This is a genomic window from Aeromonas sp. ASNIH8, from assembly GCF_002919855.1.
Taxonomy (GTDB): Bacteria; Pseudomonadota; Gammaproteobacteria; order Enterobacterales; family Aeromonadaceae; genus Aeromonas; species Aeromonas caviae.
Map to the genome: position 1 here is coordinate 1 of NZ_PQLN01000290.1, position 521 is coordinate 521.

The window sequence follows — 521 nt, forward strand, 5'->3', positions numbered from 1 at the left end:
CAAAGTAAGAGCGTGACCAGAGTACGGGTTTGCTGTAAGCACCCCTCAAGTCCAGAAATTCATTACGCAGTCGCCTTGATGTGACCGCCTTTAACGAGTTCACCAGCACCGATAGCTGCACTGTTGGGCCGTACTCTATCAGCATGTGAACATGATCAGCCTCTCCGTCACACTCTTTCAGTTCCGCACCAAAATCTCTGCAAACCTCTGCCGCACACTGACCGAATGAAGCGTGATGCAGATCCCCCAATATCGGCTTTCGATACTTGGTGATAAACACCAAATGTACGTGCAAAACGTAGGTCGCATGGCGTGATTTATTAATTTTAGTGAATTGCATTCTGTCACTCAATCGGGCTTAATAGATATGGCAATAATGCTACACACTGAGCGCTAAATGCAAATTCTGAAAGCCTACAAATTCCGACTCGAACCGACCGCCCAACAAGCGCAACGCCTGCGCCAGTTGGGCGGTTGTGCTCGTTATGTCTGGAATCACGGGCTGGCAGAGACAAAGCGCA

General features: G+C 49.1%; 2 protein-coding genes. One reads left to right on the top strand and one right to left on the bottom strand.

The features are described 5' to 3' along the window. Positions 1-340: IS200/IS605 family transposase (gene tnpA, locus C3418_RS23980; RefSeq protein ID WP_103859401.1), on the bottom strand; the 340-nt coding region annotated here is incomplete at its 3' end. A gap of 57 nt (positions 341-397) precedes the next feature. Here tnpA and C3418_RS25140 point away from each other — a divergent pair. Beyond that, positions 398-521: helix-turn-helix domain-containing protein (locus tag C3418_RS25140; RefSeq protein ID WP_153064167.1), on the top strand; the 124-nt coding region annotated here is incomplete at its 3' end.